Source organism: Ornithinimicrobium sp. CNJ-824 (genome assembly GCF_001942405.1).
In the GTDB taxonomy this organism is placed as follows: Bacteria; Actinomycetota; Actinomycetes; order Actinomycetales; family Dermatophilaceae; genus Ornithinicoccus; species Ornithinicoccus kibberensis.
Genome location: NZ_MKKA01000059.1, coordinates 13811 through 28833, shown reverse-complemented (window position 1 = coordinate 28833; position 15023 = coordinate 13811). Strand labels below are relative to the sequence as shown.

Here is a 15023-nt window from a genome sequence, read left to right as displayed (position 1 = left end):
CCCCGTCACGGGACCACGGGTCATGACTACCAGCGCGGCAGGACGGCGCACATCGGGCAGATGCCCGATGACCTGCATCCGTCGGCCCCGGGTGTAGGGCATCTGCCCTATACAGGCCTCGCGCGCCGCTGCCATGATGGACCATGGCCCCCAGCACCCCCTACGGGCGGGACGACCTGCTGCGCCGGGTCCTCGAGGAGCTCGGGGCGCCCGGCGCCCTGGTGACGCTGACCGGTCTGGCGGGGTCCGGGTCCTCCACCGTCGCCCGGGTGGCGGTGCAGCGCGCGGCCGCGGCCGGACCGGACGTCGAGCAGGACGCCGGACGTCCCGGCCCGGCCCGCACCTGCACGGTGGAGGGGCGGGCGTGCCGCGCCGACGGTGCCCTGCAGGCGGCGCTGGAAGGGTGTGCGTCGTCGGACGTGGACCTGATCCTCGTGGAGGACGTGCACCACGCGGCGGACGGCCCGTCGGCGGTGGAGGACCAACGCCGCTCCCGCCCCGGCCTGCGGGTCCTGCTCACCGCGCGCACCCCCGTCGGCCTGCCGGATGAGGTCGTCGTGCGGGTCCCCCCGCTGGGGCTGCCGGACCCGCTGGACGAGCCGGGGCGACTGCGGACCGAGCCGGCCGTCCGGCTCTTCCTCGACCGCGCCGCACGGGCGGGTGCCCCGGTGGACATCGACGGCCATGCCCTGGCGGACGTCGCCAGGATCTGCCGCCACCTGGGCGGGCTGCCGCTCGCGGTCGGACTGGTCGCCGCGCGCGCCGCGACCTACTCGCCGAGCACGCTGCTGCACCTGCTCCACCGCACGCCCGGGCAGCTCCTGCGACCTCCCGGCGGTGCGCGCGCGCCGGACGACCTTGCCGACCACGACCTGGCGACCGCCCTGGGGTGGAGCGTCTCCCTCCTCCACGGCTCCGCCCGCGACCTGCTCCTGGACCTGGCGGTCCTGGGATCACCGGTGACGGTCGAGGACGTCGAGAGGGTCAGCGGCCGGGACGACGTCGTCGACGACCTGGCGGCCCTCGTCGACGTCCACCTCGTCGAGGCGGACCACGCGGGTCCGGTGACCCTGTTCGTCGTGGCGCCCGTGGTGCGCGACCACCTGCGGGCGCTGGCTCCACCGACGGAGGAGCTGACCGGGCGCCACCGGGCCTGGGCCCGCCAGGTGGCCCGCTCCTGCCTGGACCTGGAGGACGCCGGGCGTCCGACCCGGGCCCGGTTGCGGGCCGCCACCGTGGAGCCGGACCTGACCGACGCGCTCGCCTCGGCGGCGGCGGACGGCGACGCGCCGGCGGCCACCGACCTGACGCTGGCCCTGCTGCCCGTCTGGTTCGCCCGGGGTGCCGTGCGGGGGACCGTGGAGCGCGTCGCCGAGGTGCTCACCCTGGGCGGACCTGTCACCAACGGACCCGTCGACAGCGGACCCGTCGACAGCACCTACCTCGTCCGCCAGCTGGTGCTGGCCACCTGGCTCCAGCTCCTGCGGGCCGAGACCGCCAACGCCGCCGCCGACGTCGCCGCCGTCGTCCCGGAGCTCGCCCGCCTCCGGGAGGCCGCGCTCGGGCTCGGGGACCGGGCCGTCCTGCACGTGGACTTCGTGGCCGTCCAGACAGCCCGTTCGATGGTCGAGCGGGAGGTGGCCGAGGAGTGGGCCCGGGAGGGCCGTGCGCTGGCCCGGCGCCTTGGCGACGAGGCACGGCTCGTGCGGTTCGAGACCTGGTTGGGGATGCTCGCTCATCAGCGCGGGGAGCCCGAGGAGGCCGCCGCCTGGGCCCAGCAGGCGGCGCCCGCGCGCACCGCCTCGACGAGCCCGCGCTGGCCCTCTCCCCGACCGGGCTGCTGCTCAGCCTCCCCGGTGCCCCGCCGACCGGCCCCGGGCTGCCCGACCGGAGCCGGCTCGTCGACCTGGCCCGCCTCCATGGGGACCTGCGCACCCTCGACTGGCTCGAGCCGATGGCAGCCTTCGGCGCCCTGGGGTCCGGGGACCTGCCCACGGCGGTCCGGCACAGCATGGCGACGTTGCGGAGGGCCCGGGCCAGCGGGGCCCGGGCCCGCTCGGGCCCGCCCCTGATGTGCCTGTTCCTCGTGGCGCTCCACCTGGGCGACCTGCCCCGGGCCGGTCGCCTCCTGGGGATGCTCGGGCGGCATCTGGACGTGCTCCGACCGGCCCTGCCGCCGGCGGTCGCGGTGGTCTTCGACCGGGCCGAGGGCACCTACCACGCGGCGACGGGAGAGGCGGGGGCCCACGAGGTCGCCTGGGGAGGGCATTTGAGCCACGACGAGGCGATCGACGCGGCGCTGGAGCTGGCCCGCGAGCTGGACCGCACGGCCCGCCAGCACCAGGAACGCTCCGCCGGCTCCTCCAACGGGGCGGAGTCGCGGTCCGACGGCGCCCCGCCCGGCGACCGGCCATCCGCCGACGACCGGCCGGGCACCGGCGATGCACCTCGGACCGACGACGAGCTGACCGCCCGCGAGCGGCAGGTGCTCGAAGAACTGGTGTCGGGGGCGACCAACCGTGAGATCTCCGCGCACCTGGGGATCAGCCCCAAGACGGTGATGCACCACACCTCGAGCATCTACCGCAAGCTGTCCGTCCGCGGACGGGCGGAGGCGGTCGCGCACCATCTGCGCCACGCGCAGGACGGACGGGACGCTCAGACCGGGCGGGCCATCTCCAGGTCGCGCTGACCCGCCAGCCGCGGGTGCGGCAACGAGGCGCCGGTCAGACGGTACCCGTGCCGCTCGTAGGCCCGCCGTGCGGCGAGGTTGGCCTCCCCCACCTGCAGCACCAGCCGGGTGCAGCCGAGCTCCCGGGCCAGCCCGTGGGACGCCTCGAGCAGCAGGTCCACGACGCCCCGCCCCCGGGCGGCGGGCACGACGTAGACCGCCAGCACGAGCGCGTCCCCGCTGCCGGCCTGCAGCCCCAGGACCTGGTTGGCCTCGCGGGTCAGCACGGTCGCGGTGCCCAGCGGCGTGCCGTCGGCGTCGCGCACGTGCAGGGTGCGGTCGTGCGACCGCTGCCGCCAGTCCTCCTCGGCAAGGTGTTCCACGTCCGCCAGCTGGGTCCAGAAGGCGTCCGGCGCGTCGCGCAGCATACCCAGGCGCAGCTCCCGGTAGTCGCGCCAGTCGTCCGGCCCCAGCCGGACGACGTGCAGCCCGACGGGCACCACGGGTCTCAGTCCAGGTAGTCGCGCAGCACCTGGGACCGGCTGGGGTGCCGCAGCTTGGACATCGTCTTGGACTCGATCTGGCGGATCCGCTCTCGGGTCACGCCGTAGACCTTGCCGATCTCGTCGAGGGTCTTCGGCTGGCCGTCGGAGAGGCCGAAGCGCATGGAGACCACGCCGGCCTCCCGCTCGGAGAGGGTGTCCAGCACCGAGTGCAGCTGCTCCTGCAGCAGCGTGAACGACACGGCGTCGGCCGGGACGACCGCCTCGGAGTCCTCGATGAGGTCGCCGAACTCGCTGTCGCCGTCCTCGCCGAGGGGTGTGTGCAGCGAGATCGGCTCGCGGCCGTACTTCTGGACCTCGACGACCTTCTCGGGCGTCATGTCCAGCTCCTTGGCCAGCTCCTCCGGGGTGGGCTCGCGGCCCAGGTCCTGGAGCATCTGGCGCTGGACGCGGGCCAGCTTGTTGATGACCTCGACCATGTGCACCGGGATGCGGATGGTGCGGGCCTGGTCGGCCATCGCACGGGTGATCGCCTGGCGGATCCACCAGGTGGCGTAGGTGGAGAACTTGTAGCCCTTGGTGTAGTCGAACTTCTCGACCGCACGGATCAGCCCGAGGTTGCCCTCCTGGATGAGGTCCAGGAAGAGCATCCCGCGGCCGGTGTAGCGCTTGGCCAGGGAGACCACGAGCCGCAGGTTGGCCTCGAGCAGGTGGTTCTTGGCGTTCTTGCCGTCCTGGGAGATCCACCACAGCTCGCGCTTGAGCTTGGCGTCGATCTTCTCGCCCGAGTTGAGCTTCTCCTCGGCGAACAGGCCGGCCTCGATCCGCTTGGCGAGCTCGACCTCCTGCTCGGCGTTGAGGAGGGCGACCTTGCCGATCTGCTTGAGGTAGTCCTTGACCGGGTCGGCGGTCGCGCCCGCGGTGACGACCTGCTGGGCCGGGGCGTCGTCGTCGTCGGCGCTGGTGAGGACGAAGCTGTCGTCCTCGCTCTTGGTGGCGGGCTTGACGCCCTCGGCCACCGGCGTGGCCACGGTGGTGTCCTCGGCCGGGGTGGTCGACTCCTCGACGACGAGGTCGGCGTCCGCCTCCACCGCCTCGGCGTCGGGCTCGACGTCCGCGGCCGCGGCCTCGGCGGCCGCCTTCTTGGCGGCGGCCTCGTGGTGGTGGCCTTGGTCGCCGCGGCCTTCTTCGTGGTGGCGGACTTCGTCGCGGCGGTCTTCGTGGGAGCGGCCTTCTCGGCGGCGGCCTTGGTGGTCGCAGCCTTCGTGGCGGTCTTGGTCGTCCTGCGGGCGGGGCGCGAGGCGCTCGAGGTGTCGTCCCCGGCCGTGGCGTCGTCCCCGGCGTCCTCCGCGGGCGCCTGCGTGGTCGTGGAGGTCGCGGTGGTCTTCTTCGCAGCCGTCTTCTGCGCGGCCGGGGCCGTCTTCTTCGCAGCCGTCCTCTTGGTGGCGGCCGGGGCCTTCTTGGCCGCGGCCGGAGCCGTCGCCTCGACGCCGGCGTCGTCCGCGCCCGCGGCCTGGGCCTGGCCATCGGTCGGGGCGGCCTTCTTGGTCGTCCGCCGCGCCGTCGTGCCGCGGGTGCGCTTGGTCGTGGTCTGGGCGGTGCCGTCGTCGCGCACCTCGATGGCCGCGTCGCTGAAGACGCGCAGCACCTTCTTGCGCGCGGCGGCGGTGCCGACCTCGGCGACCTCCAGCGCCTCCCGGACCTGGGCCAGCGCCACGTGCCCGTCCTGTGCGCCCTGGGCCAGCAGCGTGCGCAGCGCCTCGTGCTCGAAGGCGGGCGGCAGGTCGGTGGGGACGGCGGGGCGGGTGGTCTTGGCTGTCACGGGTAGAACCAACTCTTTTCGGGCGTGGGCGGGGCGGCCGGGCAGGAGGGATCTGCGACGTGATCCGGACGGCGGAGTGCGTGACCCTGCCGCGCGCAGCAGGTGACCCTCGACATTATAAAACGTCGAGGCCCGCGGAAGTATGCCGAGGCCCTCCGCGCCCCTCCCCGGAACGGCCGGAGGGCGCGGTCGCAGGCCGGCCGGGGGACGGCCTGCCGCCGGTCCCGGAGCGGCGGAGGACTACTCGGTGTCGCCCGCCTTGACGGCCAGGACGGGGCAGGACGCCTCGAGGAGGATCCGCTGGGCGTTGCTGCCCAGGATGAGCTTGCCGATGGGGGTGCGCCGCCGCAGGCCGATGACGATCAGCTCGCCCTCGCTCTCCTCGGCGACGTCGACCAGGTCCTCGGCCGGCTCGTTGCCGCGCACCAGGGCGCGCACCTCGTGCTCGATCCCGGCCTCGTCCAGGGCGCGCTGGACCTTGCCCAGCTCGTCCTCGAACCGCTGGGCCTCCTCGGCGTCGAAGTCGCGCCCGCCGCGGTGGGAGTTGACGACCACGAGCTTGGTCTTGCGCAGCATGGCCTCCCCGCTCGCCGCGCGCAGGGCCGCCCGACCCTCACGGGTGGGGATGTAACCGACGATGACCGACATGGGCACCTTCCTCCTTCGACGGGTCCTGCTCGGAGGCTACACCGCGCGCTCAGGCGGCCCGTCCGCGGCCCCGGCGGCGGCCCCGTCGGGTGCCGGCGTCGCCCTCCGCCCGACCCAGGTCGGGCGGCAGGCCGTGCTCGAGGGCCTGCCGCAGCAGCTGGGCCATGCGGTAGTCCGGGTCCAGCTCCAGCGCCAGGTCGGCCGCCTCGTTGGCCAGGGTGCCCTCCCCCGTCCCCCAGGCGACCAGCCCCGCCAGCGTGACGAACGGGACCGACAGGTCGAGGGGCACCTGGCCGGCGAGGGCGATCAGCCGGCCGAGCGCCTCCCCGTCGTCGCCCGGCCATGCCGGGAGCAGGTCCTCCACGAGCCTGACCGCCGACGGCTCGAGCAGGTCGTCGAGGGTGAACAGCTGCGGCAGCCAGCGCGCCAGGACGACGTCCCGCAGCGTCCTGTCCTGCAGGACCAGGGCCACCGCGGCCAGCTCCCGTGGCGTCGGCGGCCCGGCGAAGGACCCGCCCGCGACCCACCGTCCCAGCGCACCCAGGGCCTGCAGCCCGTCCAGCTCCCCCGGCGCGACCTCCTGCAGCGCGGCCTCGGTGGCCCTGCTGGTCTCCTCGTCCCGGGCGCGCACCACGGCGACCGCGTCGTCCCGGCCGGGGGCGACCCCGCGGCCGCGCAGGACCAGGTCGGCGACCAGCGGCACGTCGGCCGGGGAGGGCAGCGGCCGCCACCGTCCGTCCTGCACCGGGTCGCCCGCCTCGACGAGGGGCAGGTAGGCGTGGGTCCCCACGAGGACCAGGTCGTTGAGGGCGACCTCGTGCGCGTCGGCGAAGGGGACCAGCCGGGCCGCGGCCAGCCGGCCGAGCTCCTCGTCGGCGTCCCAGAGGAAGCAGTGCAGCACCAGCCGGTGGCCGTGCCGGCGCCGCAGCCGGGCGACCGGGCCGGCGAGCAGCTGCACGGCCTGGTCCAGGTCGCCCGGTCCGGCGAGGTCGGCCCGGGTGGTCATCGCCATCCGGCCGCGCAGCCGGTCGGCCCGTCCCGGCAGGCCGGGGGCGGCAGTCTCCACGGCGGTGGCCACGACCACCAGCGAGTCGCCGGGCCGGTAGCCCAGCAGGTGCGGGAGGGCCGTCATGAGGTGGGCCGGGCCCTGCACGAGCGGGGTCTGCCCGGCGGCCGGGGAGGGAGGGGTGGGGCGGTGCTGTCCTGTCGTCTCGTCCATGGGCCCACAGTGCCGAAGGCGGGCCCGGTCGTGCCGGGCCCGCCCTCGAGATCTGTGGATAACCCCGACGGGGCCAGCCGTGAGTCGTCGTCCGTCAGCCGGCGACGGCGCTCCCGCCCGGCGAGGTCTGGACGAACTCGCGCCGCGCGTGGTCGGCCAGCCGCTTCATGAGCACCCCGTCCAGGCCGGCGCCGACGACGCCGCCGGCGATCGGGACGAACCGGATGAGCTTGCCCAGCGCCCGGCCGCCCACGGTCGTGAGCAGGCGGAAGCCGACCGCCTTGTTGACCATCATCCCGGCGGCTTGGGCATCCGGTCCATGGCCATCCGGGCGAGGCGGCCCGAGCCGGTCATATCGGCGGCCACGGACAGCCCGGTCTTCTGCAGGATGTCCTCGGCGTCGGCCCCGACGAGGGCCAGGCTGATGGCGGCGCGCGCCCCCGGCGCGTTCACGTCATACCCGCGCAGCTCGGCGATGGCGGCCACCATCCGGGTGGCCAGCACGTAGAAGCCAGGACGTTGGCCGGCAGGGAGACGGGCATGGTCACCAGGCCGCCCACGCCGGTGACGAACCCGCCGGCGCTCGCCTTCTTGACGTGGTCGGAGACGATCTCGTCCACGGCCTTGCGGACGTCGCCGCCGGACTCCTTCAGCGCCTTCTGCGCCACGTGGTGGGAGGAGGCCATGGGCCCCGGCCCCTTGATGCCGGCGTCCACGATGCGCCCGACGAAGGCGTTGGCCAGCGACTCCAGCGGCCCGTCCGGCTCGGCGTTCTCGGGCGTGGTGTCGTCCTTGCGGTCGAAGAGACCCACGGGTGTCCTCCTGGGGTAGGTGGTGGTCGGGCGACATCGTCGCACGGTGGCGCCCGCCCCGCCTGTCGCGGCGGACGGGCCGGGGTCAGGCCTGGGGGTCCGTGTCGTCGTCCGAGGGCTCGTCGGCGACGGTGCCCTCCTGCGGGGCGGGACCGGCCACGCCGGGGTCGCGCAGGAACTTCTCCAGCTCGGCGCCGATCTCCTCGGCGTTGGGCAGCTTGGCCGCCTCGGCCGCGAGCAGGCTGCGCTTCTTCATCCCCTCGACGAAGTGGTCGTAGCGCTGCTCGAGGCTCTCGACGACCTCGCGGGCGTCGTGGTTCTGCGCCAGCTCGGTCTCGATCTGGGCCCGGGTCAGCCCCGCCATCGCGATGAGCTCGGCGGTCGGCAGCACGAGGCCGGTCAGGTCCATGACCGCGTCGGCGGCCGCCACGATCGCGTCGCCGAACTGGGCCTCGGCCAGGTAGTGCGGCACGTGCACGGCCACGCCCAGCGTCGTCAGGCCGGCCTCGGCCAGCCGCAGGTGCAGCAGGCTCTCGGCGCTGCTGGGGATCTTCACCTGGCCGAAGACGGGGGTGTGCTCCCCGAGGAGCTCACGGTCGCTGGCGAAGCGGGTCATCCCCACGGGCCGGGTGTGCGGCACAGCCATCGGGATGCCGTGGGCGCTGACGACGCGGCGCACCCCGAAGTAGAGCCCGAGCTGGCGGACCGCCTCGATGAACCCCTCCCAGCGGAAGTCGGGCTCGAAGCCGTGCAGCAGCAGGAACGGCTCGCCCGCGGCGTCCTGCACGCGGTAGAGCACGAGGGAGGGGTCGTCGTAGTCGGCGTAGTGGTCGGAGTCGAAGGTCATCAGCGGCCGCCGCGAGCGGTAGTCCACCAGCTCGTCGGCCGCGAAGCTGGCCACCACCTCGTGGTCCAGGTGCTCCAGCAGGTGCTCGGCCAGGGTGGAGCGCACCTGCCCGGCGTCGATGAACCCGTCCAGCGCGACCATGAGGAGGGGCGCGGGCTGGGGCTGCCGGGCGGCGTCGGTCTCCAGGCGGAACAGCGGTGAACTCGTCGTCACGGGGGGTCCTCTCGTTCTCGTCTGCGAGGTGCAACGTCCCGGGTGCGTCGGGGCATTCCAGAGGGTATGCGGTGCCCGCGACGGTGCGACATCGTCGGACGGGGGTGGTATCACAGAGGGCATGACCGCACCCGCCTCCCAGCCCCGGACCCCCGCGTCCGTCTTCCACGACCTCGACCACTACGTGGCGGTGCCGCGCCTGTCCGGCCTGGCCCTGTCCCCCGACGGCTCCCGGCTGGTCACGACGGTGGCGACCCTCAACCGCAAGGGCACCGGCTACGCGTCGGCGCTGTGGGAGGTCGACCCCACCGGCCGGCAGCAGGCGCACCGGCTGACCCGCAGCAGCAAGGGCGAGTCCGGCGCAGCCTTCGCCGCCAACGGCGACCTCTACTTCACCTCCTCCCGGCCCGACCCGGACGGCGACGATGACTCCCCGACCCCGGCCCTGTGGCTCATCCCCGCCCGTGGCGGCGAGGCGCGGGTCGTGCTGAGCCGGCCCGGGGGCGTCGGCGGGGTCCGGTGCGCCCGCGACGCCGACCGCACGGTCGTCACCGCCGACCTCTTCCCGGGTGCCGCGGACGAGGAGCAGCACGCCGCCCTGGCCAAGGCCCGCAAGGACGCCGGCGTGGACGCGATCCTGCACTCCGGCTACCCGGTCCGGTTCTGGGACTCCGACCTCGGGCCGGCCCGTCCCCACGTCTTCGCCGTGGAGCAGGGAGCCGGTCCGTCGTCGGGCGCGGTCGACGCCCACGGCGAGGTCGACGGGGTCCACCCGCACGAGAGCGAGGAGGAGGCGGCCGCCCCCCTGCCCGGCACCGTGGACCGCTCCCCCGCGCTGCGGCTGCGGCTGCTGACCGCCGACCTGCCGGCGCCGCTGCACGAGCCCTCGCCCGTCCTGTCCCCCGACGGCACCTTCGCGCTGCTGTCGATCCCGGTGCCGCAGAGGGGCGCCGACCTGCGCTCGGCCCTCGTCCGCATCGACCTGGCCAGCGGCGAGCGGCGCACGCTGATCGACCGGGACGCGTCGAGGTCGACGCCGGCCCGGTCAGCCCGGACGGCACCCGCGCGGTCGTCGTGCTCGACCGGGTCACCACCCCGACCGACCCGCCGCAGCCGCAGCTGCACCTGATGGACACGACGACCGGGGAGACCACGCCGCTGGCGCACGACTGGGACCGCTGGCCCAGCCCGGTGGCCTGGACCCCCGACGGCTCGGCCGTGCTCGCGCTGGCCGACAGCGACGGCCGCCGGCCGGTGTTCCGCATCGACGTCGCCTCCGGCGAGGTGCGCCAGCTGACGTCCGACGACGCCGCCTGGTCCGACCTCGTCGTCGCCCCCGACGGCACGGTCGCCTACGGCGTGCGCAGCTCCTACCTCTACCCGCCCGAGGTCGTCCGCCTCGACCTGGCCAGCGGCGAGATCACCGTGCTCGACGGCCCGGTGGAGCGCCCCCGCATCCCCGGCCGGCTCGAGGAGGTCGGCACGACCACGCCGGACGGCACCCGGGTGCGCGGCTGGCTCGCCCTGCCCGAGGACGACGTCGCCGGCGGGCACCCCCTCCTGCTGTGGATCCACGGCGGCCCCCTCGGCTCGTGGAACGCCTGGACCTGGCGGTGGAACCCCTGGCTCATGGTCGCCCAGGGGTATGCCGTGCTCCTGCCGGACCCGGCCCTGTCCACCGGCTACGGGCAGGACTTCATCCAGCGCGGCTGGGGCGCCTGGGGCGACGCGCCCTACACCGACCTGATGGCCATCACCGACGAGGTGGAGGCCCGCGACGACATCGACGCCTCCCGGACCGCGGCGATGGGCGGCTCGTTCGGCGGCTACATGGCCAACTGGGTCGCCGGGCACACCGACCGGTTCGACGCGATCGTCACGCACGCCTCGCTGTGGGCGCTGGACGGGTTCGGGCCGACCACCGACGCCTCGTTCTACTGGCAGCGCGAGATGACGCCCGAGATGAGCGAGAAGCACAGCCCGCACCGGTTCGTGCAGGACATCGTCAGCCCCGTGCTCGTCATCCACGGCGACAAGGACTACCGGGTGCCGATCGGCGAGGGGCTGCGCCTCTGGTACGAGCTGCTCTCCCGCTCCGGGCGGCCGGCGGAGCAGGACGGCTCCACCGTGCACCGGTTCCTCTACTTCCCGGCGGAGAACCACTGGATCCTGGCGCCCCAGCACGCCAAGGTCTGGTACCAGGTGGTCAGCGCGTTCCTGGCCGAGCACGTCCTGGGCCAGGAGCCGCCGGCCCTGCCCGAGGTCCTGGGCCTGACGGCGCCCTCGGAGCAGAACGCCGAGGACGGGAAGGACGCGACGGAGTAGACGCCGGACGGGCGGGCCGCGCCACCGCCGTCAGTGGTGCGGCATCCCGTCCACCGGCTGCCCCTTCTGCTCCGGGCCGACCCGGTAGGGCCGCATCATCTCGTTGTCCTCGTGCTCGAGCACGTGGCAGTGCCAGACGAACTGGCCGGGGTTGCGGAAGGTCATCCGGATCCGCGTCATCGTGCCCGGATAGGAGATGACCGTGTCCTTCAGGCCGCGGTCGCCGGGCGGGACCGGCAGCGGGCCGCCGACGTCGGTGACGTACTCGGCCTCCTCCACCGTGATCTCCCGCCGCTCCAGGACCTGGAACGGGGGTCTCGTGGACGTGCACCGGGTGGGCGTCGGCCGTGAGGTTGTAGATCTCCCACTCCTCCGTGTCGCCGACGTCGGGGTTCTCGGTCACCGGGTCGGCCCAGGTCAGCGGGTGCGCCTCCAGCCCCTTGCCCTCGTGCGGCCGCATCACGCCCAGGAGTGCGGCGGCGGGCGCCTCGCCCTCCTCCACCTCGTGGTCGTCGACGGCGTGCATGTGCTCCAGCAGGGCGAGCTTGCGCGTGCGCACGGCGGTCCCGTCCGCGGGGAGGCCGGGCAGCTGCAGGTGCTCGGCGGGGGTGGTCCGGTCGCGACCGGTGGCCGGGACGACGCGCAGCTGCATCACCCGACCGGTGGTGGTCGGGTCGGCCGGGTCGAAGTCCACGCCGGGCTCCCCTCCCCCGTACGGCTCGTCCGGGCCCAGGTTGGTGATGACGTGCTCGCCGACGGGCACGTCCGTGAGGTCGAGGATGACATCCGCCCGCTCGGCCGGGGCCATCAGCAGACGCAGGCCGTCCTGCGCCAGGTCGTGCGGCGCGGGCAGGAAGCCGCCGTCGTTGCCGATCTGGTGGGCCCTGACCCCGGGGATGCCAGAGAGGTCGAGGATGAGGAAGCGCGAGCCGCAGCCGTTGAGCAGCCGCAGCCGGTAGCGCCGCTGCTCGACCTCGTGGAAGGGCCACGTCCGGCCGTTGACGATGAGCGTGTTCCCGAAGAACTCCGGGTTCCAGACTGGATGGATGGGGCTGTCGGGCACGTAGGGACCCTCGTAGCCGTCGAAGAAGGCCCTGGTGTCCGGGTAGAACAGCGACCCGTCGGCGTTGAACGAGCGGTCCTGGATCGCCAGCGGCAGCTCGTAGGTCGGCACCCGACCCCGGCCGCGCGCACTGGCCGGGGCCTTGGCCGGCAGCACCGCGCGCCGGCCGGTCCGGGCGTCGGTGACCTCGTCCTCGCCGTGCGGGCCTCCCCGCAGGAGGTAGAACCCGGCGGGCCCGGCATACACGTTGAGCCGGGTGATGCCCAGGGTGTGGTCGTGGAACCACAGGGTGGAGTCGCGGTTGTCGTTGGGGTAGTGGGCGACCTGCTCGCCGCGCCGCCACATCTCGCCGTAGCGCTGGAGGGACCGGCGGGCGAAGAACTCGTACCAGGTGCCGTGCTCGGCGTGCTCGCCGAGGTCCCACGCGTCCGGGAGGTACCAGGCCTCCGGGTAGCCGTCGGACTCGTCGCCCATGCCCATCGCCCCGTGCAGGTGGACGACCATCGGGACCGGGCCCTGGTAGGTGGAGTACTGGGTGTCCGGGTCCACGGGCTCGCCCGGCGGCACGTAGGTCAGGCCGGAGAAATCGGGACGTACGTCGGTGCGCGGCACGCCGTCCGGCCCCGGCCCCGGCCGCAGGTCGGGGTTGGCCCAGTGCAGGGTGGGGTCGACGGGCAGCAGGTGGGGCCGGGCCGGCCCTGGTCGTCGACGAGGTCGTTGACCCACCGGATCCGCACCGGGACGCCGTGCTCCGCCTCGATCGTCATCGACGGGGCGTGGTGGAGCCGCCGGCCCACCCCTCCGTCGGCCGGCCCGTAGCCCCAGACGGTCGTCGCCGGGTGCTCCTCGGGCAGCATCTGCTGGGCGAACTGCCGCACCGAGATGTCGTAGTGGTCGACGGGGCCGCCCTTCGCTCCGCTGCGTCGCGTGCGCGGCATGGTCGGCGGCACGAGCAGGGGCGAGGCGAACGGCCGGATGTCGCCGGCCGGGAGCGTGCCCCCCGGCAGCTCCTCGGCCACGACCCGGCGCACGCCGGTGACCGGGTCGGTGACGACGAGGGCGAGCGTGCCCACGGCCGTCCAGGTGAGGAAGGAACGGCGGGATACCTGGTGCATCGGGACCACCTCGGACAGGTCGGAGGACAGACCCCGGCCCCGGCCCCCAACGCCGGAGTCGGGGAGTGACCCAGCAGACTACTCCGCGTAGGACTCAGGCGCCAGGGCCCGGGGAGGATTCCTCCACCCGGCACCGGACCTGCCAGCGGGGGTCCGCGCCCAGGACCAGCCCCCGGTCGACCACGAAGCCGACCCTGGCGAGCCGACGGACGACGGCGGGGTCCTGCAGGTCGGCGTCCGCGGGCACCGGCAGCACCAGCTCGCACCGCCCCCCGCAGTCGCCCTCGCAGCGCAGCGCCGTGACCCTTCCCTGCCCCCCGACCACGCCGGCGATCCGGCGCAGCGAGCGTTCGGCCCTGGCCCGGCAACGCCCGTTCTCGGTCGGCGTGGCCCCGTCGGCCAGCTCCTCCCAGGAGGACCAGCCGTGCCGCAGGTTCTCCTCGAAGGGCGCGAGCCGGCCCTCCCAGAGCCGGTCCACCGCGCGGTGGAGGTCCTCGACCGTGCCGGAGTTGTCGAGCAGCACGTCGGCGGCGGCCGCGCGCTGCTCGTCGGTCGCCTGGGCACCGATGCGTGCCCTGACCTGGTCCGGGTCCATCGCGCGCAGCTCGACCAGCCGGCGGAGCCGCTCGTCGGCCGGCACGTCGACGACGACGGTCAGCGCGTAGTCGGCCGCGCGGTCCAGCTCCACCAGCAGGGGGATGTCGTGCACGACGACGGCGTCGGCCGGGGCGTCCGAGACCAGCTCGAGGGTCCGCTCGGCGATCCGGGGGTGGGTGATGGACTCCAGGTCACGGCGGGCCTGCTCGTCGGCGAAGACGACCTGGCCCAGGGCCGCCCGGTCGAGGACCCCCTCCTCCCCGACCACCTGCGGGCCGAAGCGCTCCCGGATCTCGGCGAGCGCCGGCATACCGGGCTCCACCACCTCGCGCGCCACCCGGTCCGCGTCCACGACGACCGCCCCGTGCTCGGCCAGGCGCGCGGAGACGGTGGACTTGCCCGACCCGATCCCACCCGACAGTCCGACCCACAGCATGGGGTCAGGGTATGCGGTGGGGTGCGGCGCGGCTCAGCCCCGGCGCCCCGTGGCCGAGGCGAACCCCAGCCAGGTGTGCCGGTTGCCGGCCCAGCACCAGCCGACCTTGGGGGCGCCGCGGCGCTCGCGGCCGTCGCGGCCGGTGCCGCGGGAGATCCAGACGGCCGGGGTGCGGCTGTCGAGGCGGCCGTCGTCCTTGCGCCGGCGGGAGCCGATCGTCATGTAGCAGTGGTTGTCGGCGACGACGCCGGGCGCTGCAGGGCCCAGTGGACGCCCTCGGCGAGCAGCAGCGGGCTGCGGCCGCGGCGGGCGAGCTCGGGAAGGGCCTCCTCGGGGGACCAGTTGGCCAGGTCGTCGCCGCGGTCGGGCGACAGGACGAGGTAGAGCGGTCCCTCGGGCACCTCGATCCCGTCGACGGGGGCGAAGTCGTCGACGTCGGTCATGTCCTCGACGACGAAGCCGGACCGCTCCCCTCCCCGCACGGGCAGCCGCATCAGCGGGGCGAGCGCCGACGGCGGGACGATCTGGGAGGAGACGACGAGCAGGGCCTCCACCGAGTGTCCCGGACCCCGCGGGTGTCCCGGACCCGGCAGGTCGGCGGCCAGCCGGGCGGCCTCGGCGCGGAGCTCCTCGGCCGTCAGCCCGGCGAGCTCGTGCACCCCCAGGGCGACCAGCCGTTCGGCCTGGTCGGCGACGGGCGGCAGCGCGGGGACGGCCGGCGCGGACGGGGTGTCGGCGGGGCGGGTGTCGGC

Annotated in this window: 12 protein-coding genes and 3 pseudogenes; 3 read left to right on the top strand and 12 right to left on the bottom strand. The window is 74.7% G+C overall.

Going from position 1 to position 15023, the window contains the following annotated elements:
• Positions 1 to 143: 143 nt before the first annotated feature.
• Positions 144 to 2072 carry a hypothetical protein gene (locus BJF81_RS17695; RefSeq protein ID WP_143780868.1) on the top strand — a complete coding sequence of 643 codons (1929 nt, stop codon included), beginning with the start codon at positions 144 to 146 and terminating at the stop codon, positions 2070 to 2072.
• Positions 2012 to 2692: a helix-turn-helix transcriptional regulator gene (locus BJF81_RS20570; RefSeq protein ID WP_187345518.1), complete on the top strand. Its 681-nt coding sequence runs from the start codon at positions 2012 to 2014 to the stop codon at positions 2690 to 2692. The genes BJF81_RS17695 and BJF81_RS20570 overlap by 61 nt, the downstream gene beginning before the upstream one ends.
• Here the strand turns inward: BJF81_RS20570 and BJF81_RS13950 are convergent.
• From BJF81_RS13950 to BJF81_RS13925, 8 genes and pseudogenes are all read right to left on the bottom strand, one after another.
• Positions 2659 to 3174: a GNAT family N-acetyltransferase gene (locus tag BJF81_RS13950; RefSeq protein WP_075958857.1), complete on the bottom strand. Its 516-nt coding sequence runs from the start codon at positions 3172 to 3174 to the stop codon at positions 2659 to 2661. The two genes, BJF81_RS20570 and BJF81_RS13950, sit on opposite strands and share 34 nt — an antisense overlap.
• A gap of 5 nt (positions 3175 to 3179) precedes the next feature.
• Positions 3180 to 4996, bottom strand: a pseudogene (locus BJF81_RS18735) (RNA polymerase sigma factor).
• Positions 4997 to 5236: 240 nt separating this feature from the next.
• Positions 5237 to 5644 (bottom strand): universal stress protein, encoded by a 408-nt coding sequence (locus tag BJF81_RS13940; RefSeq protein ID WP_075958856.1) that lies wholly within the window; start codon positions 5642 to 5644, stop codon positions 5237 to 5239.
• Positions 5645 to 5693: 49 nt separating this feature from the next.
• The gene (locus BJF81_RS13935) at positions 5694 to 6863 is read right to left on the bottom strand and encodes a DUF4192 domain-containing protein (RefSeq protein ID WP_075958855.1); all 1170 of its coding nucleotides are present in this window, start codon (positions 6861 to 6863) and stop codon (positions 5694 to 5696) included.
• A gap of 94 nt (positions 6864 to 6957) precedes the next feature.
• Positions 6958 to 7158 (bottom strand): EcsC family protein, encoded by a 201-nt coding sequence (locus BJF81_RS19930; protein ID WP_237770253.1) that lies wholly within the window; start codon positions 7156 to 7158, stop codon positions 6958 to 6960.
• Complete coding sequence (locus tag BJF81_RS19925) at positions 7155 to 7352, bottom strand: hypothetical protein (protein ID WP_237770252.1); 198 nt, start codon at positions 7350 to 7352, stop codon at positions 7155 to 7157. Before BJF81_RS19925 ends, BJF81_RS19930 begins: the two co-directional genes overlap by 4 nt.
• Positions 7313 to 7675 (bottom strand): hypothetical protein, encoded by a 363-nt coding sequence (locus tag BJF81_RS19920; protein WP_237770251.1) that lies wholly within the window; start codon positions 7673 to 7675, stop codon positions 7313 to 7315. The genes BJF81_RS19925 and BJF81_RS19920 overlap by 40 nt, the downstream gene beginning before the upstream one ends.
• 85 nt (positions 7676 to 7760) lie before the next feature.
• Positions 7761 to 8735: a PAC2 family protein gene (locus BJF81_RS13925; RefSeq protein WP_083664247.1), complete on the bottom strand. Its 975-nt coding sequence runs from the start codon at positions 8733 to 8735 to the stop codon at positions 7761 to 7763.
• Between the two features lie 121 nt (positions 8736 to 8856).
• On the opposite strand from BJF81_RS13925, the pseudogene BJF81_RS13920 reads away from it, so the two are divergent.
• Positions 8857 to 11060: pseudogene (locus BJF81_RS13920) on the top strand (prolyl oligopeptidase family serine peptidase).
• Here the strand turns inward: BJF81_RS13920 and BJF81_RS21645 are convergent.
• The 4 genes and pseudogenes from BJF81_RS21645 to BJF81_RS13905 form a co-directional block, all read right to left on the bottom strand.
• Positions 10942 to 12735, bottom strand: a complete 1794-nt coding sequence (locus BJF81_RS21645; protein ID WP_446740563.1) for a hypothetical protein — start codon at positions 12733 to 12735, stop codon at positions 10942 to 10944. The pseudogene BJF81_RS13920 and the gene BJF81_RS21645 sit on opposite strands and share 119 nt — an antisense overlap.
• Positions 12696 to 13238 carry a hypothetical protein gene (locus tag BJF81_RS18725; protein WP_202817499.1) on the bottom strand — a complete coding sequence of 181 codons (543 nt, stop codon included), beginning with the start codon at positions 13236 to 13238 and terminating at the stop codon, positions 12696 to 12698. The genes BJF81_RS21645 and BJF81_RS18725 overlap by 40 nt, the downstream gene beginning before the upstream one ends.
• Before the next feature lie 94 nt (positions 13239 to 13332).
• A complete protein-coding gene (coaE, locus tag BJF81_RS18720) occupies positions 13333 to 14271 on the bottom strand; it encodes a dephospho-CoA kinase (protein WP_075958854.1) in 939 nt (312 codons plus the stop codon).
• Between the two features lie 33 nt (positions 14272 to 14304).
• Positions 14305 to 14930: pseudogene (locus BJF81_RS13905) on the bottom strand (DUF5701 family protein).
• Positions 14931 to 15023 lie beyond the last annotated feature (93 nt).